This window comes from Achromobacter deleyi, from assembly GCF_013116765.2.
GTDB classification, from domain to species: Bacteria; Pseudomonadota; Gammaproteobacteria; order Burkholderiales; family Burkholderiaceae_B; genus Achromobacter; species Achromobacter deleyi_A.
On the sequence record NZ_CP074375.1, the window covers coordinates 3165358 to 3186380 of the forward strand.

19 protein-coding genes are annotated in these 21023 nt (G+C 64.7%); 2 read left to right on the top strand and 17 right to left on the bottom strand.

Annotated features, from left to right (window positions below):
* Window positions 1-86 precede the first annotated feature (86 nt).
* Window positions 87-818: a CoA pyrophosphatase gene (locus HLG70_RS14240; protein WP_171663372.1), complete on the bottom strand. Its 732-nt coding sequence runs from the start codon at window positions 816-818 to the stop codon at window positions 87-89.
* Window positions 819-941: 123 nt separating this feature from the next.
* Entirely contained in the window at window positions 942-1322 is a 381-nt protein-coding gene (gene rplS / locus HLG70_RS14245) for a 50S ribosomal protein L19 (protein ID WP_057284957.1), read from the bottom strand.
* A 350-nt stretch (window positions 1323-1672) separates the two neighbouring features.
* Between rplS and HLG70_RS14250 the strand changes: the two genes are divergently transcribed.
* On the top strand, window positions 1673-2545 hold the full coding sequence (locus tag HLG70_RS14250; protein ID WP_171663373.1) for a DMT family transporter: 873 nt from the start codon (window positions 1673-1675) through the stop codon (window positions 2543-2545).
* Between the two features lie 50 nt (window positions 2546-2595).
* Here HLG70_RS14250 and HLG70_RS14255 read toward each other — a convergent pair whose 3' ends face one another.
* Both HLG70_RS14255 and HLG70_RS14260 read right to left on the bottom strand, forming a co-directional pair.
* Window positions 2596-3045: a hypothetical protein gene (locus tag HLG70_RS14255; protein WP_171663374.1), complete on the bottom strand. Its 450-nt coding sequence runs from the start codon at window positions 3043-3045 to the stop codon at window positions 2596-2598.
* A 76-nt stretch (window positions 3046-3121) separates the two neighbouring features.
* Complete coding sequence (locus HLG70_RS14260) at window positions 3122-4531, bottom strand: PA0069 family radical SAM protein (RefSeq protein ID WP_419144772.1); 1410 nt, start codon at window positions 4529-4531, stop codon at window positions 3122-3124.
* Between HLG70_RS14260 and HLG70_RS14265 the strand changes: the two genes are divergently transcribed.
* The gene (locus tag HLG70_RS14265) at window positions 4530-4772 is read left to right on the top strand and encodes a hypothetical protein (protein WP_171663375.1); all 243 of its coding nucleotides are present in this window, start codon (window positions 4530-4532) and stop codon (window positions 4770-4772) included. The two genes, HLG70_RS14260 and HLG70_RS14265, sit on opposite strands and share 2 nt — an antisense overlap.
* On the opposite strand, the gene HLG70_RS14270 is transcribed toward HLG70_RS14265, so the two are convergent.
* The 13 genes from HLG70_RS14270 to HLG70_RS14330 all read right to left on the bottom strand — a co-directional run bounded on the left by HLG70_RS14270 (window position 4742) and on the right by HLG70_RS14330 (window position 21021).
* Window positions 4742-6040, bottom strand: coding sequence for a sulfate adenylyltransferase subunit 1 (locus HLG70_RS14270; protein WP_171663376.1), 1299 nt, complete (start codon window positions 6038-6040; stop codon window positions 4742-4744). The two genes, HLG70_RS14265 and HLG70_RS14270, sit on opposite strands and share 31 nt — an antisense overlap.
* A gap of 41 nt (window positions 6041-6081) precedes the next feature.
* Window positions 6082-6990, bottom strand: a complete 909-nt coding sequence (gene cysD / locus HLG70_RS14275) for a sulfate adenylyltransferase subunit CysD (protein WP_171663377.1) — start codon at window positions 6988-6990, stop codon at window positions 6082-6084.
* Window positions 6991-7030: 40 nt separating this feature from the next.
* Window positions 7031-7774 (bottom strand): phosphoadenylyl-sulfate reductase, encoded by a 744-nt coding sequence (locus HLG70_RS14280; protein WP_171663378.1) that lies wholly within the window; start codon window positions 7772-7774, stop codon window positions 7031-7033.
* Window positions 7771-8835: a sulfate/molybdate ABC transporter ATP-binding protein gene (locus tag HLG70_RS14285; protein ID WP_171663379.1), complete on the bottom strand. Its 1065-nt coding sequence runs from the start codon at window positions 8833-8835 to the stop codon at window positions 7771-7773. Before HLG70_RS14285 ends, HLG70_RS14280 begins: the two co-directional genes overlap by 4 nt.
* Window positions 8836-8862: 27 nt before the next feature.
* Window positions 8863-9762 carry a sulfate ABC transporter permease subunit CysW gene (cysW, locus tag HLG70_RS14290; RefSeq protein ID WP_171663380.1) on the bottom strand — a complete coding sequence of 300 codons (900 nt, stop codon included), beginning with the start codon at window positions 9760-9762 and terminating at the stop codon, window positions 8863-8865.
* The gene (gene cysT, locus HLG70_RS14295) at window positions 9759-10649 is read right to left on the bottom strand and encodes a sulfate ABC transporter permease subunit CysT (RefSeq protein ID WP_171663381.1); all 891 of its coding nucleotides are present in this window, start codon (window positions 10647-10649) and stop codon (window positions 9759-9761) included. Before cysT ends, cysW begins: the two co-directional genes overlap by 4 nt.
* A gap of 24 nt (window positions 10650-10673) precedes the next feature.
* Window positions 10674-11702, bottom strand: coding sequence for a sulfate ABC transporter substrate-binding protein (locus HLG70_RS14300; protein ID WP_171663382.1), 1029 nt, complete (start codon window positions 11700-11702; stop codon window positions 10674-10676).
* 213 nt (window positions 11703-11915) lie between these two features.
* On the bottom strand, window positions 11916-12557 hold the full coding sequence (locus HLG70_RS14305) for a peroxiredoxin (RefSeq protein WP_171663383.1): 642 nt from the start codon (window positions 12555-12557) through the stop codon (window positions 11916-11918).
* A 149-nt stretch (window positions 12558-12706) separates the two neighbouring features.
* On the bottom strand, window positions 12707-14533 hold the full coding sequence (locus HLG70_RS14310) for an acyl-CoA dehydrogenase (protein WP_171663384.1): 1827 nt from the start codon (window positions 14531-14533) through the stop codon (window positions 12707-12709).
* Window positions 14534-14542: 9 nt separating this feature from the next.
* Entirely contained in the window at window positions 14543-16243 is a 1701-nt protein-coding gene (aspT, locus tag HLG70_RS14315) for an aspartate-alanine antiporter (RefSeq protein ID WP_171663385.1), read from the bottom strand.
* A gap of 24 nt (window positions 16244-16267) precedes the next feature.
* On the bottom strand, window positions 16268-18091 hold the full coding sequence (locus tag HLG70_RS14320; RefSeq protein WP_171663386.1) for a bifunctional aspartate transaminase/aspartate 4-decarboxylase: 1824 nt from the start codon (window positions 18089-18091) through the stop codon (window positions 16268-16270).
* Between the two features lie 115 nt (window positions 18092-18206).
* Window positions 18207-19898, bottom strand: a complete 1692-nt coding sequence (gene aspT / locus HLG70_RS14325; RefSeq protein WP_171663387.1) for an aspartate-alanine antiporter — start codon at window positions 19896-19898, stop codon at window positions 18207-18209.
* 193 nt (window positions 19899-20091) lie between these two features.
* Window positions 20092-21021, bottom strand: coding sequence for an electron transfer flavoprotein subunit alpha/FixB family protein (locus HLG70_RS14330; protein WP_171663388.1), 930 nt, complete (start codon window positions 21019-21021; stop codon window positions 20092-20094).
* Window positions 21022-21023: the final 2 nt, after the last annotated feature.

Genomic DNA, 21023 nt, shown 5'->3' on the forward strand with positions numbered 1-21023 from the left:
CGCCGGTCTGCCCGCGCCAGTAGATACGGCCCCTTTCGGGGCCGTCTTCATTCATGACGCGGCGCAACGCCAGGCGTTGCGCGGAATCAGCGCGGCGTGAAGCCGTGGCGCAGCAGATGGTAAAGATTGCGCAGCATGCCCGCGGTGGCACCCCAGATGAAATGCTTGCCGTAGGGCATGCCGTAGTAGTGGCGCACCCGGCCATCGTCCAGCCTGGCTTCATACAGGCGATGATTGGCGGGGTCCATCAGGAAGGACAGCGGCACCTCGAACACCTCGGCCACCTCGAAGGCATCGGGCGCCAGATGAAAGCCCGGACGCACCAGCGACACCACCGGGACGATCGAAAACCCCGTAGCCGTCAGATAGGGAGGCATACTGCCCAGCACTTCCACATGGTTCGAGGGCAAGCCCGTTTCTTCCTGCGCCTCGCGCAGCGCCGCGGCCACGGGCGTGGAATCGCTGGTCTCGATGCGCCCGCCCGGAAAGCTGATCTGGCCCGCGTGATCGTGCAGATGCGCGGCGCGCTGCGTCAGCATGATATGCACGCCGTTGTCTCGCGTCACCAGCGGAATCAGCACCGCGGCGGGCACAGGCGTGCCTTCGCGCCCCGGATAGCGCAAATCGTTGTCGCGCGAAAGCTCCAGCATCCAGGTGGACGGCTGGCTCAGCGTCCCCCGCAGGGAATCCGGGGTAAGCAGGCTGGAGGGCACGGCCGGCAAGGACTCGTTGGCCACCACCCACGGTTGCGTCGCCGGGTCAAAGCCCGGACGCGCCAGCGGCCGCTTGGGCCGCGCGGAATACGAGGAATCAGACATACGGCTTTGTAAAAAGAAAAAGGCACCCTCGCAGGTGCCTTTTTAACCCGGAAACCTGTGCCGGACGGAAACGCGGGTTGGCGTGAGCGTCCGACACTGGCAGGGCCGTGTGCCGATAAGCGATCAAGCCGCCGAGGCTTGCTTGCTGACCAGCTTTTCCTTGATACGTGCCGACTTGCCCGAGCGGAAGCGCAGGTAGTACAGCTTGGCGCGGCGCACGTCGCCGCGGCGCTTGACTTCGATGCCGGCGATTTGCGGCGAGTACAGCTGGAACGTACGTTCCACGGCTTCACCCGACGAAATCTTGCGCACGGTGAACGCGGAGTTCAGGCCGCGGTTGCGCTTGGCGATGACAACGCCTTCGAAAGCCTGCACGCGCTTGCGGGTGCCTTCAACGACGTTCACACTCACGATGACGGTGTCACCAGGAGCAAATTCAGGCTTGGCTTGACCGCCGGTCAGACGGGCAATTTCTTCCTGTTCCAGGATAGCGATGAGGTTCATTAGAACTCCTAGATCATCATGTCTTTGCGGACTAAAACTTTTGCCGTTCGATGTTGTTCACGCGGGCTTTCACGTGGCGGCTCCCGACTGGCACCCGGTTCGCATCAGCTGATTTGAACCTGCACACCAATTAAAGAGCCGGGCCACATCAGGCTATCCGCGTGTGCATTGCAGCCGACCCGATGGGTTTTCGTGCAATGCTCGTGCCGCAAGCAGAGGATGAGATTTGGCAAACCAATGATTCTACACCAAAAATTCGCCTGAGCCTCGGGTAACATGAGCCCCTTCCGTGCGCTTTGCGGTACCCTTCACCTTTCTGTAACAAACACGTCATCTGACGCTGTTCCCCCATGTCGTACTCGTCCCTGATATTGGTCGTCCTGGCGGCGATGGCCCACGCAACGTGGAACCTGTTAGCCAAGCGGGCGGCCATGGTGGGCGCCCCCTTTGTCTTCGCCTATGGCTTGTGCGCCTCGGTGCTCTATGCGCCCTGGGTGATCTGGGTGCTGCTTCATGACGGCATGACGTGGACCTGGCCCGTTGTCGGCGCCATTCTGACGTCCAGTTTGTTGCATCTGGGCTACAGCCTGTGCCTGCAGCGCGGCTATCAGGTGGCCGATCTGTCGGTGGTCTATCCCATCGCGCGCGGCACCGGCCCCCTGCTTTCCACGACGGGTGCGTTCCTGCTGCTGGGCGAACCCGCCACCAGCACCGGCATTGTTGGCATGTTATGCGTGGTGATCGGCGTGCTTCTGATCGCCACCCAAGGGCGGCTGGCCATCTTCAAGCATGCACAGGCCTGGGTGGGCGTGCGCTGGGGCGTGGTGATCGGCCTGTTCATCGCCGCCTATACGGTGGTGGACGCGTACGGCGTGAAAGTGTTGCTGATCAGCCCGGTGCTGTTCGACTGGTTCACCTGCGTGACCCGTACCACCATGATGACGCCGCACATGCTGCGCCGCCGTACCCAGGCCTGGGAATCCATGCGCGGTCACTGGCACCTGGCGCTGGCGGTGGGATTCCTGTCGCCGCTGGGCTATATCCTGGTGCTGTATGCGCTGCGCAACGGCGCCCCGCTCAGCCTGGTTGCGCCTGCGCGCGAGATGTCCATGATGCTGGGCACCCTGGCCGGCATGTTCCTGCTGCGCGAGAAGGTCGGGCCTGGCCGGCTGGCCGGCTGCCTGTCCATCCTGGCGGGTGTGATCCTGCTGGGGTCGAGCTGAAGGCCGTTCGGCCACCAGGCATTGCCAACAAACACTTATTCGTCAATCGCTTAGAAGCCGCCGGCTACGCCCAGCCACATCAGGCCGGGGATCATGGCGCCCCAGGCGAGCACCAGCACCACGTCCGTCACCATCGCCTTCATGGTGACCTGATTCGATACCGGTTCAACGGTGGCATCGCCCAGGCAATGGTCGCGGACGGCTGGCGCCGCGGGCATGGCGGGCTTGAGGGGCGCCGCAACCGGAGCCGCCGGGGCAACCACGGCATTGCCCGTCAGTGCGTCGTCTTCGACGGGAGCGGGCGGGAACGGCCAACGGGCAGGCGTCGAGCCGGAACGCACCCGATGGCGGGACGGAACGCCAGCTGCGGACGCGTCCCAGGGCATGGCCAGTCCGGCCAGCCTGGAGCAGAAGGCGCGGGCGCGATGCACGCCGCGGCGCACCGGGTTCAACGAGACGACAAGCTCATCCGACAAGACGGAAAAATCAGCGGTGTTCATGGGAACTCCTTGGATAAACGTTCCAACGCCATGGCGAAACGCCTTGGCATGCGCCCGAGGCAACAGCAGCCTGCGGTCAATCGAACAATGACAACTGGCCGGCCGCCATGGCGCGCAACTGGCGCGCACCGCGCCCGTATGCGCCGCTGACCGCGGGCAAACCACCAGGAAAAGGGACCCCTGAAGACGCTTGCGCGCCAACCGGGGATAGGAAATCGGAAGAAGCCGGCCCGGAGCCGGCGACGGGTGCCGGGGCGGACCCGGCCGCGGCGTCGGCCTCGAACAACGGCGAGGAGGCTCCAGGGCCAGCGGGGGGCCGGAAATGGTCGCAATCCAGCGCCAGCCGGTGGCGATTGAGCCCCAGCTTGCGGGTGGCCACGGCGAAGCGCTGGCGCAGCAGGTCGGCCCAGATGCCGGTGCCGCGCATGCGGGAGCCGAAATTCGGATCATTGCGGCGGCCGTTGCGCAGGTCTTCAATGCGATGCAGCACGCGCTGGGCCCGATCCGGGTAATGCGCGTTGAGCCAGTCCTCGAACAGGGTCTTGACCTCCCAGGGCAGGCGCAGGACGGTATAGCTGGCGTAATGCGCCCCCGCCGCCTTGGATTCCTGGAGGATGTGCTCCATGGATTCGTCGTTGATGAACGGAATGATGGGGGCCACCAGCACACCCACCGGCACTCCGGCGTCCGTCAGGCTGCGCACGGCCTCCAGGCGGCGCCACGGAGCGGCGGCGCGGGGCTCCAGCGTGCGCGCCATGCCGGCATCCAGCGTGGTGATGCTGATGTAGACCACCACGAGATTCTGTTCGGCCAAGGCGGCCAGCAGGTCCAGGTCGCGGGCAACCAGCGCGTTCTTTGTGACGATGGTGACGGGATGCCGGGTTTCCAGCATGAGTTCAAGCAGGCCGCGCGTCAGGCGCCAGTCGCGTTCGATGGGCTGGTAGGCGTCCGTGGCCGAACCGATGTTGATGGGCGACGGCTTGTAGCCCGGGCGGCTGAGTTCGGCGCGCAGGGCTTGGACGGCGTTCGCCTTGGCCACCAGCCGCGTCTCGAAGTCCAGCCCGGGGGAGTAACCCAGGTAGGAATGCGTGGGCCGGGCGTAGCAATACACGCAGCCATGCTCGCACCCCCGGTAAGGGTTGACCGCCACGTCAAAGGGGATATCGGGGGAATCGTTGCGCGACAGCATCTTGCGCGCCTCTTCCGCCGTGACCGTGGTCTTGGGTGCGGGCGGCGCGCAGCGCGTGTCGGGCAGGATGGGAATGACGGCGTCGCGGGAGCGCGGTTCGTCGGGGGAATTATCGGGGACGGAATCTACGAAATCGGCGGGCAAGCCGGACGAGGACCAGCCATCGTCTACCTGCACACGGTCATCGCGCTGAAAGCGATGCCGAACATTAGTAACCGCACCCCGACCGCGCAAGGCGGCGGGGGCGGCAGCCGGGGACCCAGAACCGGCGGGAAAAGAATGATCGGTGCGTGCCATGAAAACTACTGTACAAAAACACAGTGGTTTTGACAAGCACCAAAAGCCTTTTCGTAAGACAACCCAACTTTACCGCAAGACGAAGACAACGGCTGAACAAATCGTTTTCACCAGGCGATATGCCCAGCAAACCCGCGCCAGCATTGGCTTTGGAAGAAAAACAACAGCACGGGAACGGCTCGGGGTCCGTTGTTTTCCAGCCTCTCTCCCTTATCGCAGCATTCCCGCCGCCGCGGTCTGATGGGTGGCCTCGTCGATCAGAATGAACGCGCCGGTCGCGGGCACATCATCGTAGCGATCGACCGCCAACGACTCGCGCGTGGTGAACGACACGCGGCCGATATCGTTCATGCGCAAAGTGCCTTCGGTGTTCTCCACTTCCTGCAGTTCGTGGATATCGCGATGCGACAGCACCGCGCGTATCTTTGCCGACGTCAACCGCGTGCCCGACTTGAGCAGGTACTTGCGCGCCGGATTCAAGGCCTGCGAATCCAGCCAGCACAGCTCGGCCTCGAATTCGCGCGACACCTGCGCGGGCGCGGACGCATGCACGATCACGTCGCCGCGCGACACATCCACATCCCGATCCAGCACCAGCGTGATCGAGTCGCCCGCCACCGCTACTTCCAGCGCGCGGTCAAAGGCACGCACTTCGCGCACCACCGCCGTCACGCCGGACGGCTGCACCGTGACCTCATCGCCCGGACGCAGCACGCCGCTGGCCACGCGACCGGCATAGCCCCGGAAGTCCTCCTTGCGGTCACCATCGTGGCGCGCCACCCATTGCACCGGAAAGCGCAGCGGCAAGGCCCGGCCGTCGCCCGCCAGGTCCAGGGACTCCAGCAAGGTCAGCAAGGGCGGCCCCTCGTACCACGGGGTCTTCGGCGACAGCGTGACGACGTTATCGCCATTGAGCGCCGACAGAGGCAGCGCATCGAAATGCGCGATGCCCAGCTTGCCCGCCAGATCCGCATAGGCGTCGCGGATGCGTTCGAACACCGCACGGTCCCAGTCCACCAGGTCCATCTTGTTCACGGCAACCACGATATGGCGTATGCCCAACAGGCGCGCGATGGTGCTGTGCCGCTTGGTCTGCGGCAGCAGCTTGCCATCGGCGGCGCGCGTCGCGTCGATCAGGATGACGGCGACGTCGGCGGTCGAGGCACCGGTCACCATGTTGCGCGTGTACTGCTCGTGCCCGGGCGCGTCGGCGATGATGAATTTGCGCGCGGGCGTGGAGAAGTAGCGGTAGGCCACGTCGATGGTGATGCCCTGCTCCCGCTCGGCCTCCAGGCCGTCGGTCAGCAGCGAAAAATCGATGCCGTCGCCCGCCACCCGCTTGTGCTTGGCGCGCGAAATTGCATCGAGCTGGTCGGCGAACACGCCCTTGCTGTCATAGAGCAGGCGGCCGATCAACGTGGACTTGCCGTCGTCGACGGAACCCGCCGTGATCAGGCGCAGCAAGCCGGTGCCGGCGCCGGAAAGAAAGGAATCGTTCAGTGCGTTCATTGGGGTCCCCTTGCGCCGGCATGCGCCGGCGCATCGTGCATTCAGAAATAGCCTTCCTTCTTGCGGCGCTCCATCGAGGCCTCGGAAGTCTGGTCGTCCATGCGCGTGGCGCCGCGCTCGGTGATGTCGGTCACTGCGGTCTCTGCGATGATGGCCATAGTGTCGGCCGCGTCGGAGGCCACAGGGCAGGTGCAGGAAATATCGCCCACCGTGCGAAAGCGCACGGACAGGCGTTCGACCTGCTCGCCCTCCTGAGGCGGCGTCAGCCGCGTGACCGGCACCAGCAGGCCCTTGCGGCGCACCACCTCGCGCTCATGGGTGTAGTAGATCGGCGGCAGCGCCAGCTGCTCGCGCTGGATGTATTGCCAGACGTCCAGCTCGGTCCAGTTCGAGATCGGGAACACGCGCATGTTCTCCCCGCGATGCACGCGGGTGTTGAACAGGCTCCACAGCTCCGGGCGCTGGGCCTTGGGGTCCCATTGGCCGAATTCGTCGCGGAACGAAAAGATGCGTTCCTTGGCGCGCGCCTTTTCCTCGTCGCGACGGGCGCCGCCTATGCAGGCGTCAAAGCCGAATTCCTCGATCGCCTCCAGCAAGGTCACTGCCTGCGCCGCGTTGCGCGAATCGGTTTCGCGCCGCAGCACGACACTGCCGCGGCTGATCGAATCTTCGACGCTGCGCACGATCAGGGTTTCGCCCAGCTCGGCCGCGCGCGCGTCGCGGAAAGCGATCACTTCGTCAAAATTGTGCCCGGTGTCGATGTGCATCAACGGGAACGGAAAGCGTCCCGGCCGGAAGGCTTTCTCGGCCAGGCGCAGCAGCACCACGGAGTCCTTGCCGCCCGAGAACAGCAGCACGGGCTTTTCGCTTTCGGCGGCCACCTCGCGCAGGATGAATATCGCTTCCGATTCCAGCCAATCCAGGTGGCTGCGTTGGATCACAGCAGACATAGGTATTCCCTTAAAACAGATTTCGAATGGGTGGCCGGCGTCAATCGCCGCGCGCCACGATACTGATGACCCGGTTGCCCGCATGCAGGCCGCACTCCTTGGAATCCGACGACTCCCACCACCAGCGCCCTGCCCTCAGGTCCTCGCCCGGACGGATCGCGCGCGTACAGGGCTCGCAGCCGATCGACGGATAGCCCTGGTCATGCAGCGGGTTGTACGGAATGCCCAGCGCGCGGATGGCGGACCACACGTCCTCCTCGCTCCAATCGGCCAGCGGGTTGAACTTGTGAAGGCCGAACGTCTTGTCGTCCTCTTCCTCCGGCAACTCGCCGCGCGTCGTGGACTGAGCGCGCCGCTGTCCGGTGATCCAGGCGCCGCGGCCCGACAGCGCGCGCCTGAGCGGCTCGACCTTGCGGATCTGGCAACAGGCTTTGCGCAGCTCCACGCTTTCATAGAAAGCGAAAGCGCCATGCTCGGCCACATGCTGCTCCACCGCGGCCGCAACCGGCCGGTACACAGTGACCTCGCGCCCATAGCGTTCGCGCACCGCGTCCAGCACGCCCAGCGTCTCGGCATGCAGCCGGCCCGTGTCCAGGGTGAACACTTCAAGATCCAGGCTCGCGTCATAGATGGCGTGCGTCAGCACCATATCCTCGGCCGCCAGCGAAGACGCCAGCGCGGCGTCCGGATAGCGCCGCTGGATATCGGCCAGGCGCGCTGTCAGGTCGCGCCAGCGAACCGCCAGGGCGGCGTCGAGGTCGGAGGACAGATCGGTCGACGTCATGGCTGCACCGCGAAGATGCGCGCCCGCCGGGGACGCGCCAGAAGGATTTCGCCGTCGCGCAGATCCAGTTCCCGGTACAGGGACTCCGGCACTTCGGCCTCAAGGAGGGCATCGGAATCCTGGCGGGCGAGTTCCAGGTATGCGCTGGGTCCGGCCAGGAAGGCGTGCGACAGGCGCACCGGAATGCCATCGGCATCCGCGCGATAGCGTTCGATCTCGAATTCGTGCGGCCGCACATAGGCGGTGGCGCGCTGGGCGTCGGCTTGCTCCAGTTCGGGGGCCGGCAGCGACAGGCCGGCGCCTTCCCACACACCGCGCGTGGCCACGCCCTGCAGCTGGTTCACGTCGCCCAGAAAGCCGTAGACGAACGGCGTGGCCGGACCTTCCCAGACCTCGCGCGGCGTGCCCACCTGTTCGATCCGGCCCGCGTTCATCAGCACCACGCGGTCCGACACCTCCAGCGCCTCTTCCTGGTCGTGCGTGACGAACACGCTGGCCACGTTCAGTTCATCATGCAGCCGGCGCAGCCAGCGGCGCAGCTCCTTGCGCACCTTGGCGTCCAGCGCGCCAAAGGGCTCATCCAGCAGCAGCACCCGCGGCTCGACGGCCAGCGCGCGCGCCAGGGCGATGCGCTGGCGCTGCCCGCCCGACAGCTGCGCCGGATAACGGTCCGCCAGCCAGTCCAATTGCACCAGGCTCAACAGGTCATGCACCTTGCGCTTGATCTGATCTTCGGACGGACGCTGCGAACGATGCTTGACGCGCAGGCCGAAGGCCACATTCTCGAACACCGTCATGTGCTTGAACAGCGCATAGTGCTGGAACACGAATCCGACCTGCCGCTGACGGACGTGCACGGACGTGGCGTCCTCGCCCGCGAACAGCACGCTGCCGGAATCGGCCGCCTCCAGTCCCGCGATGATGCGCAGCAGCGTCGTCTTGCCGCAGCCCGACGGCCCCAGCAGCGCCACCAGCTCGCCCGTCTCGATATGCAGCGAAACGTCGTTGAGCGCGCGGAACTGTCCGAACCGCTTGGATAGATTGCGAACTTCGATACTCATGCTTGTCTCCTTGCCTGGCCGGTCGCGTCAGGCGACAGCCGGCTTGATAGCCACTGCCGGGCCGGGATACTCGACCGGCTGGTCGGCGCTTTGCATCAGGCGCGCATTGCGCCACTCGACCACGTTCTTCGCCACCAGGGTCACCAGCGCCAGCAAGGCCAGCAGCGAGGCAACGGCGAACGCCGCTGAATACTGGTACTCGTTGTAGAGAATCTCCACATGCAGCGTCATCGTGTTGGTCAGCCCCCGGATCTGTCCGGACACCACCGACACCGCGCCGAATTCGCCCATGGCCCGCGCATTGCACAGGATGGCCCCGTACAGCAGGCCCCATTTGATGTTGGGCAAGGTCACCCGCCAGAAGATCTGCCAGCCACTGGCGCCCAGCGTCAGCGCGGCCTGCTCTTCCTCGCTGCCCTGCGCCTGCATCAAGGGGATGAGTTCGCGCGCCACGAAAGGGAAAGTGACGAATAGCGTCGCCAGGATGATCCCGGGCACGGCATAGACGATCTTGATGTCGTGGGCCTGCAGCCAGCCGCCGAACCAGCCTTGGGTGCCGAACAGCAGCACGAACACCAGGCCGGCCACCACCGGCGACACCGAGAACGGCAGATCGATCAGCGTGATCAGGAACTGCTTGCCGCGGAACTGGAACTTGGTGATGGCCCAGGCGGCGGCAACGCCGAACACCAAATTCACCGGCAAGGCGATCGCCGCGACCAGCAGCGTCAGGCGGATGGCCGCCAGCGCGTCCGGCTCGACAATGGCGTCCAGGTACAACTGCCACCCCTTCTTGAAGGCCTCGGCGAACACCGCCGCCAGCGGCACCAGCAGAAAGAGCGTCAGGAATGCCAACGCGACGAACAGCAGCACGCCGCGCACCCAGCGCGGCTCGGTCAGGTGGGCGGGACGATCCGATGCGCTCATGACAGCCTCCCCAGGCCACGGCGCGCCTGCCAGCCCTGCAACAGATTGATGATCAGCAGCAGCGCGAACGACAGGACCAGCATCACGGTCGCGATGGCGGCCGCGCCCGCGTAGTCGAACTGCTCCAGCTTGGAAATGATCAGAAGCGGCGTGATTTCGGACACCATGGGCATGTTGCCGGCGATGAACACCACCGATCCGTATTCGCCCACCGCGCGCGCAAACGCGAGCGCGAAACCCGTCATCAGCGCGGGCAGGAGGGCCGGCAGCAGCACCCGGCGGATGGTCTGCCAGCGGTTCGCGCCCAGGCTGGCCGCGGCCTCTTCGATTTCGCGCTCCACGTCCTCAAGCACTGGCTGCACCGTACGCACCACGAAAGGCACGCCGATGAAGATCAGCGCGATCACGATGCCCAGCGGCGTGAACGCCACCTTCAGGCCAAACCATTCGGACAAGGGTCCGCCCAGCCAGCCTTTCTGGGAGTACAGCGCGGTCAGCGCAATGCCCGCCACGGCGGTCGGCAGCGCGAACGGCAGGTCGACCAGCGCGTCCAGGATCTTCTTGCCGGGAAAACGGTAGCGCACCAGCACCCAGGCGACGACAGTGCCAAACACCAGGTTCACCAGCGCCGCGATGAGCGACGCGCCGAACGTCAGCTGATAGGACGCCAGCACCCGCGGCGCCGTCACGGCATCCCAGAAACCCTGCCATCCCAGCCCCGCGCTCTTGATGGGCAAGGCAGCCAGGGGAATAAGCACGAGCACGCTCAGGTAGAACACCGCGTAGCCCATGGAAATGCCGAATCCGGGCAGCACGCCCGGGCTGTTGCGCCGAACGGCAAAAGGCGCTTGCGCGCCGTTTGCCGTCGGGTTCGAGGCGGTAGTCATGGCCGTCGTCCGATTCTTGTCCGATTACTTCTTCTGCGGCTGGTAGATCTGGTCGAAGGTGCCGCCGTCGCTGAAGTGGTCCTTCTGCGCCTTGCGCCAGCCGCCGAAGATCTTGTCGTCGATGGTGACGAGCTTGACCTTGGGGAACTTGCTGTCGTACTTGGCGGCAACCGTCTTGTCCAAGGGCCGGTAGTAATTCTTGGCAATGATCTCCTGCGCGGCCGGCGTGTACAGGAACTCCAGGTAGGCCTGGGCCGCGTCGCGCGTGCCCTTCTTGTCCACGATCTTGTCGACGATGGCCACCGGCGGTTCGGCCAGGATGGACAGCGACGGCACCACGATGTCGAACTTGTCCGGACCCAGTTCCTCGAGCGCCAGGAAGGCCTCGTTCTCCCACGCCAGCAGGACGTCGCCCACGCCGCGCTCCACGAACGTCGTGGTGGCGCCGCGCGCCCCCGTATCCAACACGGGCACATGCTTCAGCAGGTCGCCAACAAAGGCGCGGGCGCGGTCTTCGCTGCCGCCGTTCTTTTCCAGCGCATAGGCCCAGGCGGCCAGGTAGTTCCAGCGGGCGCCGCCCGAGGTCTTGGGATTCGGCGTGATGACCTGCACGCCGTCCTTGATCAGGTCGTCCCAGTCCTTGATCTGCTTGGGGTTGCCCTTGCGCACCAGGAACACAATGGTGGACGTGTAGGGCGAGCTGTTCTGCGGCAGGCGCGCCTGCCAGTTCTCGGGCAAGAGGCCGCGGTCGGCGATGGCGTCGATGTCGTAGGCAAGCGCCAGGGTCACCACGTCGGCTTCCAGCCCGTCGATGACCGAGCGCGCCTGGCGGCCGGAACCGCCGTGCGACTGGCGGATCGTCAGGTCGACGTTCGCCTTTTCCTTGTATTGCTTGACGAAGGCCTCATCGATGGCGCGGTACAGCTCGCGCGTCGGATCGTAAGACACGTTCAGCAGCGTTTGCTTTTGCTGGGCTTGTGCCGGCGAGATCGCGGCAAGTGAAACTGTCACTGCGGCCAAGGCGGCCAACCAACCGGCTTTCCTGAAAGACATTCCTTGCTCCCTGTGTTCGGCAATGTGGAAGCAAGTTTGCGGGCAGGCCGTTCTGAACGGAACGAATCATTTTTTGATTGCTCATCGCTCTCAGGCATATAGGATCGCCGTCCCAACAATGAAAAACCGCCGCATTTCCCTATGGGGAAAGCGGCGGCGATGACAGCCCGAAAGCCATCAGTGCAATGGGGGCCCACCCCCAATTTTCTGCATTTACTTATTCGGTTGCGGCGTGATGCGCAGGTACGGGCGCACGGCCTTGTAGCCCTTCGGGAACTTCTCCTTGATCACGGCCTCGTCCTGGAGGGACGGGACGATGATCACGTCGTCGCCGTCTTCCCAGTTCACCGGCGTGGCCACGCTGTGGCTGTCGGTCAACTGCAGGGAATCGATCACACGCAGGATTTCGTTGAAGTTGCGGCCGGTGCTGGCCGGATACGTGATGGTCAGGCGCACCTTCTTGTTCGGGTCGACGATGAAGACCGAACGCACGGTCGCCGTGGCGCTGGCGTTGGGATGGATCATGTCGTAGAGCTCGGAGACCTTGCGGTCCTTGTCGGCCAGGATCGGGAAATTGACCTTGGTGGACTGCGTGTCGTTGATGTCCTCGATCCACTTGGTGTGCGAATCGGTGCCATCCACCGACAGGGCCAGGACTTTCACGTTGCGCTTGGCGAACTCGTCGGCCAGCTTGGCGGTGTAGCCCAGTTCAGTCGTGCAAACGGGGGTGAAGTCGGCCGGATGCGAGAACAGCACCCCCCAGCTATTGCCCAGATACTCATGGAAGCGGATTGGGCCAGCCGAGGATTCCTGTTCGAAATCAGGGGCGGTATCGCCCAGGCGTAGTTGACTCATGGTGTCTCCTGTATGCGGATTCAGTTGGAGGACTGGCTGCCAGACCGTTATGGAAGGCAGCGCAGGGCAGCGCTTCGGCGGAGATTACCGCGTATGAAACGATTCTTCCATCAAACCTTTAGACGAGGAAATACGCAAGTCATATAACCTTATGCAATATTCGCAGCCGCCCCGCAAGCCTCCGCGACCACCCCGGCGCGCACGGCCGCGGACAGCGCCAGCGAGCGCGGCAGGATATGCGCTGCATAGAACAATCCGGTCGCGATTTTCTCCCGGCAGAACGGGTCGGAGGACCCCGCCGCCAGCTTCCGGCGGCAGACCAGCACGGCGCGCGCCATCTGCCAGCCGCCATGGACCACGCCGGCCAGCATCAGATAAGGCACGCTGCTGGAGTAGACCGCCCGGATGTTCGCGGCCGACTGCTCCAGGATAAAGCCTACACCCGCCTCGTACGCCTGGATGGCGCCGTCCAGGTTGTCGCGCAAAAGCCGCAGGGCGTCGCGTTCGGGCGCCGCCGCCCTCGTCGATTCCGACTCGACCGCGCGCAGCGTCTCGCGCATCGCCGCGATCGCGGCGTAGGCGGTGGCGCCGCCATCGCGCTGCGTCTTGCGGCTGACCAGGTCATTGGCCTGGATCGCCGTGGTGCCTTCATAGATGGGCAGGATGCGGGCATCGCGATAGAACTGCGCCGCCCCGGTTTCCTCGATGTAGCCCATGCCCCCGTGCACCTGGATGCCCAGCGACGCGACCTCCACCGCGGACTCCGTGGAATAGCCCTTGACGATGGGCACCATGTACTCGTAGAAGGCCCGGTTGCGCGAGCGCTGCTCGGGATCCGGGTGATGCGTGCCCTTGTCGTGCGCGGCGGCCGTCACGTAGGACACGGCGCGCGCGGCCTCGGTAAGGGCTTTCATCGTCAGCAGCATGCGCTGCACGTCGGGGTGGCGCGCAATGGCGACGGGCCCCGCCGAGCCCTCCACCGCGCGGCCCTGCACGCGGTCGCGCGCATACGCCAGCGCGTGCTGGTAGGCGCGTTCCGATACGCCGATGCCCTGCTGCCCCACCGAATAGCGGGCGGCGTTCATCATGATGAACATGTATTCCAGCCCGCGGTTCTGCTCCCCGATCAGGTAGCCGATCGCGCCTTCGCCGGCCTCGCCCTTGCCCGAGCCATACAGCAGCACCGCCGTCGGGCTGCCGTGTATACCCAGCTTGTGCTCCAGCGACGCGCACCAGACGTCGTTGCGCTTGCCCAACCCGCCGTCCGCCTCCACCAGGAACTTCGGCACGATGAAGAGCGAAATGCCCTTCACGCCCGCCGGCGCATCCGGCGTGCGGGCCAGCACCAGATGGATGATGTTCTCGGCCAGGTCATGCTCGCCATACGTGATGAAAATCTTCTGTCCATACAGGCGATAACTGCCGTCGTCCTGCCGGATCGCACGGGTGGCGACCTGAGCAAGGTCGGAGCCTGCCTGCGGCTCGGTCAGGTTCATCGTGCCCGTCCACTTGCCGCCGATCAGGTTGGGCACATATTGCCTGCGCTGCGCATCGGAGCCGACCGTAAGGATCGCCTCGATCACACCGTCGGTCAGCATGGGACACAAGGAAAACGCCAGGCTGGCCGCCTGGATGTTCTCGCCCGGCGCCGCCGCCACCAGCTTGGGCAGGCCTTGCCCGCCCCAGGCCTGAGGATGCTGCAAGCCCTGCCAGCCGCCCGCCGCGTAGTCCTTGAAGCCTTGCGCGTAGCCTGGCGTCGTCGTGACCCGCCCGTCGTTCCAGACCGGCGGCTGGGTATCCCCGGGCACATTCAACGGCGCCACCGCCTGCTCGACGAAGCGGCCGTTCTCTTCCAGGATGGCATCCACCAGATCGGGCGTCACTTCTTCGAAGCCGGGCAGTTTCAGGATATCTTCCAGCCCGGCCAATTCCTTCAAGGCAAAGCGGAAGTCCTGCAACGGGGTTACATAGGGCATGGTGTCTCGCTAACTCAGGTGATACGCCAACGATACGATGATCGGCCCCAGCACAGGCAGGAGCACGTTGGCAATGGCATAGGTGACTGTATAGCCCAATAGTGGCACGGCGCTGCCGCTGGCCGTCAAAATGGCGCTGATGGCCGGGGTGCTGACGTGCTGGCCGGCGATGGCGCCCACCAGCAGCGGCCCTTCGATCTTCAGGATCTTGTGGCCCACCCAGAGCGACAGGCATGCCGGTCCCAGCGACACCAGCAGGCCTATCAACGGCAACACCGCGCCATGCTCGCGGATCAGGGAGATGGCGTCGGGTCCGGCCGACAGGCCCACGCACGCCACGAATATCGCCAGCCCCAGGTCCTTCAGCAATTGCACCGCATGGGCCGGCATGTGGCCGATAGCCGGCCGCTTGGCGTTGATCCAGCCGCACACCAGGCCGCTTACCAGCGCTCCGCCCCCGCTGCCCAGCGAGACCGGGATGCCCCACAGCCGCGCGCTCAGGCTGCCCACCATCAGGCCGGCGACGATGCCGAACGCCAGGAACACCAGGTCGGTCACGCCGCTGCGGCGCAGCTCATTGCCCAGCGCAGCACCGGCCTCGGACAGTTCGGGTTCGGCGCCGACCAGCGTCACCAGGTCGCCGTACTGCACCACCGTTGCCGGTGTCAGCGGCAGCTCATGGCCGGACCGGACGATGGATTGCAGGAACACGCCGCGAGCGCGCCGGGCGCCGGGCCGCTTGGCCAATTCCCCCACCGTGCGCCCGTTGATGGATTTCTTGCTCACCACGACAGCCAGCTCGCTCAGCTGGAGGTCGTCGGCATGCGCCTCGGGCAGCTGGATCTCCGGGCCGATCAGCGAGCCCGCGCGCAACGCGAAGCGGCGCAGGCCCAGCACAACCACAATGTCACCGGTTGCGATCACGTCCTCCGGGGTGGCGTCGACCGCCTCGCCGTTGCGCAGGATGCGGCTGATCACCGTGCGGCCGCCCAGCTGCGCTTCCACGTCGGCCACGGTCTTGCCGTCCACTTCCTTGACGACGTGGGCGCGCCCGACCAGGCGGGGCAGCGTGGGAAGATTGGATTCCTCGCCCTCGCCCGGAGCCACGCCCAGTTTTTCCTCCAGCGCCTTGGACGCCTCCCGCAGATTGATGCGCAGAAGCGCCGGCGCCACCTGACTGGTGAAGAACACGATGCTGATAAGGCCGACCAGATAGGTCAGCGTGTAGGCCGTGGCGATATTGGCCTCCATGCGCTGCACTTCGGCGTCCGGCAGGCCCAGGTGCTTGAGCGCTTCGGCAGCCGTGCCCACCACCGCGGACTCCGTCGCCGCGCCCGCCGCCAGGCCCGCCGCGGTGCCGGCATCCAGGCCGAACATCGGCACCGCCGCCAGCACGATCGACAGCACCAGCAGGGCCTCGATGATGGGCAGCGCGATATACCGCAGACTGGACCGGTTGAGGTTGGCGAAGAACTGCGGGCCGCCCGAGTAGCCCATGGCAAAGATGAACAGGGCGAACGCGACCTCCTTCAAGTCGCCACGCATCTGGCAACCTGTCTGACCGATCAGCAGGGCGACGATGAGCGTTCCGCACACCCCGCCCAGCTGGATCGGCCCTACCTTCAACTTGCCGATCAGGTATCCCAAACCCACCGTGACGAACAGAACCGCGATGGGGACGCTATTGAAAAACCCGACGGAGCATGTCATGAGGTCATGTCGCCCTGTGTTTACCTACTTGCCGGCTGCTGGCTTCTTGGCGGACTTGGCCGCGGTGTCGGCCTTCTTGACGGCCGTCTTCACCGCCTTCTTGGCTGCGGTCTTGCCAGCCGCGACGCGCTTCTTGGCCGCCGACGCCTTCACCGTCTGGCCCTTGCCCGCCGTCGGGCCCGAACGCACCAGCTCGGATGCCTTCCATGCCTCGACGTACTCGGCGGCCGACTCGACCATGTACTTGCCGATCTTGGCATAGTCGGCGTCGTCCAGGTTGGCCAGCGAAATGCGGATCGACCACGGCGGACCGCCAAAGCCGCCGCCGTCCATCAGCACGACGCCCGACTTCTCCGCCAGGCGGAACAGGAAGTCCACGGGCTCGTAGTTGCTGGTCATGTATTTGCAGAAGGCGTCCCCGTACATGACCTTGGCCCAGACCATGAAGTCCAGTTCCACGTAGTACCAGCCCCGCATCGGATCTTCCGGCGGCAAGGGGATGCCCAGGCCGCGCCACAACGCATCGCGGCGCCCCCGCACGATCTCCATGGTCAGGTGCTTGTAGGCGTCCTTCAGATCCAGCAGGTGGGACAGCGCGAAGAACCCCATTTGCACCTGCTGCGGCAGCGATAGCCCTGCCGTATGGTTCAAGGCTACATTGCGGCTGTCGGCAACCATCCGGTCGATGAACTTGAGCTTTTCGGGCTCCATCGTCATGGCGCCATACCGCTTGTCCAGGCGCTTTTTCCATGATGCTGGGAGCTCGGCGATGCGCCGGTCCATCGTATTCGACTCATGGGTCGCGATCACGCCCAGGCGCCAGCCCGTGCAACCGAAATTCTTCGAGAACGAATATACGCAGATGGTGTTGTGCGGCACTTCGGCCATCAACGAACGGAAATTCGGCACGAAGGTGCCGTACACGTCGTCCGTCACCAGCACCAGGTCCGGGTTCTTGCGGATCAGGCGCACGATCTGCTTCATCTCGACCGGGCTGAAGGCCACGGACGGCGGGTTGCTCGGATTCACCGTGACCGCCAGCTTGATCTTGGGATTCTCCAGCTTGGCGATCTCGGAGGCCGGGTAGTGCCAATCATGCGTGCCGTCGGCGCGCATGCTGTTGGCGTTGATGGCGACGATCTTGAACTGGAAGCGCTCCAGGTGCGCGATCTCGATATAGGGCGTGAAGGTCGGCAGGAACAGCGCGATGGTGTCGCCCTGCTTCAGCAAGCCGTTCTGCATCAGCGAATCGAAGATATAGCACATGGCCGCGGTGCCGCCTTCGACCGGGAACAGGTCGAACTTGCCCTTGGGCGGACGGCCGTCGCACATTTCCTTGATCAGGTAGTCATGCACGATCTGTTCAAGATGCACCAGCGCGCGCGGCGGCACGGGGTAGTGGTCGCCGATGATGCTGTCGGTCAATTCGTGTATCCATTCGTCCGGATCAAAGCCCTTGACCTTGACGCCGTACTCCAGGACACCAACCAAGAAATCGTAGCCTTCTTCGCCCTTGTGCTTGGCGAGGAACTTACGCAGCCGGTCCGCGCAGCCCTTCTTGGCCGGCATGCCGGCCAGGATGACGTCGTCGCGTACGCGGCGCGCCTCTTTCATGGCAAAGCGGCCCAGCAGGAAGAAGGCGTCGCGCGGCTCCGTGGCGATCCAGTTCGGATTGCCGCGGCCGGCGTTCAACATGGTCAACGCAGAGGTCTGCTGGTTGTCCTTGGCCAACGTGATCAGGTAGTCCTTCAGTTCGAACGGAGAAAGCTGCTCGAGGTCGCGCTGGTGCGACCGGGTTGTTTTCAAGGCCGAGGCCAGGCTGACGGTGAGAGGCGTGGTGGAAGCCATTTTTCAGTACTCCTGATTTGCGTTATGACAGGCGCCTGCAAAGAGGAGGCGCCGGTTCGCTTGCCGCGCTTGCTGTATGCCTTCCCGCAAGCCATCAGGCCTGCGGGACGTCTTGCTAGGCCATGAGCATGACGATCACAATCCCCCAGATGATGAGCAGGGTATTGCCGATCGCATAAGGCACCGTGTAGCCCAAGGCTGGTACCTGGCTTTTCGCCGTCTCGGTGATCTGTCCGATGGCCGCGGTCGTGGTCCGGGCGCCCGCGCAGACGCCCAGCGCGATGGCGGGATGGAACTTGAAGACGTACCGCGCGATGAACACGCCCAGTATCATGGGCACGCTGGTGGCGATGATGCCCGCGATGAACAGCTTCGCTCCCAATTGCTGGAAGCCCTGGACAAAGCCCGGTCCGGACACGATGCCCACCACCGCTACGAAAGCGGTCAGCCCGACGGATGTCAGGAACCAGTGCACTGGCTCCGGCACCCGCCCGAAGGTCGGATGCACGGACCGCAGATAGCCGAAGATCAGCCCGGAGATCAGCGCGCCGCCCGAGGTCGACAAGGTGATGGGGATCCCGCCCACGGTCAGCACCAGCGTGCCGAACAGTCCCCCCAGCAGGATGCCGAAGCCCACGAACACCATGTCGGTCTGGTTGGTAGCACGGTCCACGTACCCCAGCTTGCCCACCACCCGCTCGACGTCGCGCTTGGCCCCCAGAACGAAAAGCCGGTCGCCCCGGTCCAGTTTCAGGCCCCAGTTGACCGGCATTTCATGGCCGCCGCGCACGACCTTGCGCAGGAACACGCCACGGCCCAGCTGGCGCACGGTCTCGTTGTCCGCCAGCTCCTTGAGCGTCTTGCCGGCCACGTTCTTGTTGGTCAGCACGACCTCGATCACCTCGGCGGGCAGGTTGATCACGTCCCGGTCTTCGACCTCGCTGCCGATGATGCCGGCGGCCTGCAAGACCAGCGCATCATGACGCCCGGTCACGCCCAGCACATCGCCGGCCTGCAGCGTCGTGGTGGAGTCATTGTCGATGATCTGGTCGCCGCGGCGGATGCGTTCGACAAAGACCCGGGCTTCGACAAACTTCGCTTCCAGCTCGCCCACTGTCTTGCCGACGTACTCCGCATTGTCCAGCCGGTATGCCCGGGCCGTGAACTTGCGATAGCCGGACAGTTCCATGGAATCCGCGCCGCCCGACATCTTGGCCTCGTAATCCTGGCATTCCTTCACGATGTCCACGCGCATCAGCTTCGGGCCCAGCGAGGCCAGCAGCCAGGCGCTGCCCACGGTGCCGAAGATATAGCAGACCGCGTAGGCCACCGGAATGCTGTCGATCCATTGCTTCTTGGTCGCGGCATCGATGCTCAGGCCGTTGATCGTGTCGGTCGCCACGCCCATCACCGCCGAAATGGTCTGGGCGCCGGAGAGCAGCCCCGCGCCGGTGCCGGCGTCAAAGCCGAAGGCGACGGCGGTCGCCCAGGTCACCAGCAGGCAGATCACGCAGATGATGACGGCAAAAATGACCTGAGGAAGGCCATCGCTTTTCATGCCGCGGAAGAATTGCGGTCCGACGCCGTAGCCCAGACCGAAGAGAAAGAGCAGGAAGAACACCTGCTTGAGTATGGGGGCGATGGTGATGTCGAGTTGACCGACCAGCACGCCCACCAGCAAAGTCCCGGTTACCGCGCCCAGATTGAATCCAAATATCTTCTTGGCGCCGATCCAGTATCCCAGGCCTAGAGTCAGAAAAATCGCCAGTTCCGGATACTTTCGTAGTGTGTCAAAGAACCATTCCATCCCGAATCTCCTTCGTTCTGTACAGGTCAAGCACATGCGCCAACAAGCAAGCTGCGCGCGAAACACATTATCAGAATCTATCGGAAAGCAAAAGATTTTGGTTTAGCGCGTTAACTCAATTTGAACCGCCAAATAAAAAAAACCCGCGAGCTTGTCGCTCGCGGGTTCTTGCATACTGCCTGCGCGGACTGGTTTACAGCGCGCTTGTCAGTTCGGGCACGACCTGGAACAGATCGCCGACCAGGCCATAATCGGCCACGCCGAAAATCGGGGCTTCAGGATCCTTGTTGATGGCCACGATGACCTTCGAATCCTTCATGCCGGCCAGATGCTGAATGGCGCCGGAGATACCAACCGCCACGTAGAGCTGCGGCGCGACGATCTTGCCCGTCTGGCCAACCTGCCAGTCGTTCGGCGCGTAGCCGGCGTCGACTGCGGCGCGCGAAGCGCCCAGGGCTGCGCCCAGCTTGTCGGCCAGCGGATCCAGGATCTTGAAGTTCTCGGCGCTGCCCAGACCGCGGCCGCCCGACACCACCACGCGCGCGCCGGCCAGTTCGGGACGGTCGCTCTTGGCGACTTCACGGCCCACGAACGCGGACAGGCCCGAGTCGGCAACGGCGGCAATCTCTTCCACCGCGGCCGAACCGCCTTGCGCGGCGACGGCGTCAAAGCCGGTCGTGCGCACGGTGATGACCTTGACGGCATCGGCCGATTGCACGGTGGCGATGGCGTTGCCGGCGTAGATCGGACGTTGGAACGTATCGGCCGATTCCACGCCGATGATGTCGGAGATCTGGGCCACGTCCAGCTTGGCCGCGACGCGCGGCGCCACGTTCTTGCCCGAGGCGGTGGCAGGGAACAGGATGTGGCTGTAGCTCGAAGCCACCGCCAGCACCTGGGCCGCCACGTTCTCGGCCAGGCCGTCGGCCAGTTGCGGCGCGTCGGCCAGCAGCACCTTGGACACGCCAGCGGCGGCAGCGGCCTGATCGGCCACGGCGCGCGCATTGGCGCCGGCGACCAGCACGTGCACGTCGCCTCCGATCTTGGCGGCGGCGGCGACGGCGTTCAGGGTTGCGCCCTTGAGCTGGGCGTTATCGTGTTCGGCAATAACCAGCGTCGTCATGA